The 2,552-nt window shown below is 44.6% G+C and carries 2 protein-coding genes; both read left to right on the forward strand.

Annotated features, from left to right (window positions below; genetic code table 11):
- A partial coding sequence (locus tag BWI44_RS06745; protein ID WP_286812376.1) for a hypothetical protein occupies nucleotides 1-829 on the forward strand: 829 nt, incomplete at its 5' end.
- 91 nt (nucleotides 830-920) lie between these two features.
- A partial coding sequence (locus tag BWI44_RS06750; protein ID WP_286812381.1) for a PD-(D/E)XK nuclease domain-containing ATP-binding protein occupies nucleotides 921-2,552 on the forward strand: 1,632 nt, incomplete at its 3' end.

Consider the following 2,552-nt stretch of genomic DNA (forward strand, 5'->3'; position numbering starts at 1 on the left):
CCGTGTGGAAGGGGATAGATTGGTTGCGGCAATAGGTGCATTGACAGGATTCACCCCATTTAAGATGGAGGCAGACGGTGAACCTCTTTGCCGTTTCATAGTGTCTGCCACCGAGACACCCGCGTTCAAGGAAATACTGTATACAAATGAAATAGATGGTATTGTCAGCCACTTCGGTTATTATAATGGTGGCTTCCTTTTTGTGATGGCACCTCCTGAAGGTGAAATGTTTGAACTTTGGTTAGACAAAAGTAAACAGGTGGCCAGTTTTAAAGGTAATTATAACCTGCGGTTACTTCGGTTTGCATGCTGGATTGCTTATGGAGTGGCAACAGCACCTTTTAAAACGATAGCAATCCATACCAGTACTATTGTATGTCAGAGTAAGGCAATTCTCTTTTTGGGAGAGAGCGGTACGGGTAAGAGTACTCACACCCGTTTGTGGCGCGAAAACATACAAGGCGCTGTTCTGCTGAATGATGACAGTCCTATACTTCGCATCATAGACGGAGAACCATGGATATATGGCAGTCCATGGAGTGGAAAAACACCTTGCTACAAGAATGAAAGTTATCCGTTAGCGGCTTGTGTACGATTGTCGCAAGCTCCTTACAATCAAATTAAGAGGCTCAGTGTGGCTCAAGGATATGGCGCGTTGCATCCTTCGTGTCCGCCTGACTTTGCTTACAGCGATGAATTGTATGATTACATCAGTGATACTTTGAGTTCCCTGCTTTCTGCGGTACCGGTTTATCATTTGGCTTGTCTACCCGATGCTGATGCTGCGCACCTTTCTCATGATACGATCTTCGGAATATGTGGTAAATAACGGTGTCCGATTGTAACTATTTCAAGGTCTTCGTAGAATTTGCAATCATTTTTATTACCTTTGCTTTGTGCAATATTAAAAGCAGGCAGTTATGAAAGCATTACCTTATGGAATATCGGACTTTCCCCGCATTATGCGGAAAAACTATTATTATGTGGATAAGAGCCGTTATATCGAAATGATAGAGCGCCAGCCGTCCTATCTGTTCCTCATACGTCCGCGACGGTTCGGTAAGTCACTGTTTCTGGCCATGTTGGAAACGTATTATAGTATTGATTATGCGGATAGTTTTGAAGAGATATTCGGAGAATTGTATATAGGCAAGCATCCTACGGATGAGCACAACAAGTACATGGTTTTGCGATTCAACTTCTCTGCAATCAGTTCGAAGTTGGAGGATGTGGAGCGTTCGTTCTGCGAGTATTGCTGCATGGTGATGAAGAATTTCATCCTGAAATACGAGCACCTGTTGGGCAGTGATATTTGGAAGGTTGTCAATCCTGATGAAACCAATCCGAGACAGATGTTGTCTGCTCTTAAGGAATACGTCAGCCGTACGGACTGCCCGCGCATTTACCTGTTGATTGACGAATATGATAACTTTACCAATACCATCCTTTCTTCTTATGGGCAGGAGCGTTATCGGGAAAAGACACATGGTGAGGGTTTTATCCGTGGTTTCTTCAACAATATTAAAGATTCCACTTCCAATGCCGGTGCTGCCGTGGAGCGCCTTTTCATCACGGGAGTGAGTCCCATTACGATGGATGACGTGACGAGCGGTTTCAATATCGGCACGAATATCAGTATGATGCCGCAATTTAATGACATCATCGGTTTCAGCGAAGATGAAGTACGGGAGATGATTACCTATTACAAAGATGAAAACGCACTGCCGGAAGATGTTACTGTGGATAGGCTGGTGGAACTGATGAAGCCGTGGTATGATAATTACTGCTTCTCTTCCCGCAAATTGGAAGAACGGATGTTCAATTCGGACATGACACTTTATTTCCTGAATAGTTATCTACAACAGCAATTACCCCCAGAGACAATGGTTGATAACAATATCCGTACGGATTACAGTAAGCTCCGTCATTTGATACGGATAGATAAGACATTCGGTGTGAACGCTTCCGTCATCCAGCAGATTGTAACGGAAGGTAGCATCACAGCACAGATCTCCACTTCTTTTCCGGCTGAAAAGTTGACTGATACGGAGAACTTCAAGAGCCTGCTGTTCTATTTTGGAATGCTATCCATACAAGGTACCGATTTTGGTAGTGCCATTCTTGGTATTCCGAACCTGACTGTACGCGAACAGCTCTACACTTATCTGGTAGAAGCTTATCGCGAAGCAAAAATGTTTGATCTGGACCTTTCTTCTTTTTCCGGTCTGGTGAAAGGAATGGCTCTTCGTGGCGAATGGGAGGCCGTCTTCCGCTTCTTTGCCCGCGAACTGGAACGTCAAAGCGCCATCCGTGAGTTCATAGATGGAGAGGCTCATGTCAAAGGCTTTCTGTTGGCTTATTTAGGACTGACCCAGGGATATGTTCTTTTTCCCGAACACGAATCTTCCAAAGGGTATGCCGACTTTTACATGATGCCGGATTTACTGCACCAACCCGATATTGCCTATAGCTATATTGTAGAGGTGAAATACACCAAGCGTGACGCTTCGGAGGGAGAGATTGCTTCCTTGAAGAAGGAAGCCGCTGAACAG

Origin of the sequence: Bacteroides sp. Phil13 (assembly GCF_001940965.1) — a bacterium.
Lineage (GTDB): Bacteria > Bacteroidota > Bacteroidia > Bacteroidales > Bacteroidaceae > Bacteroides > Bacteroides intestinalis.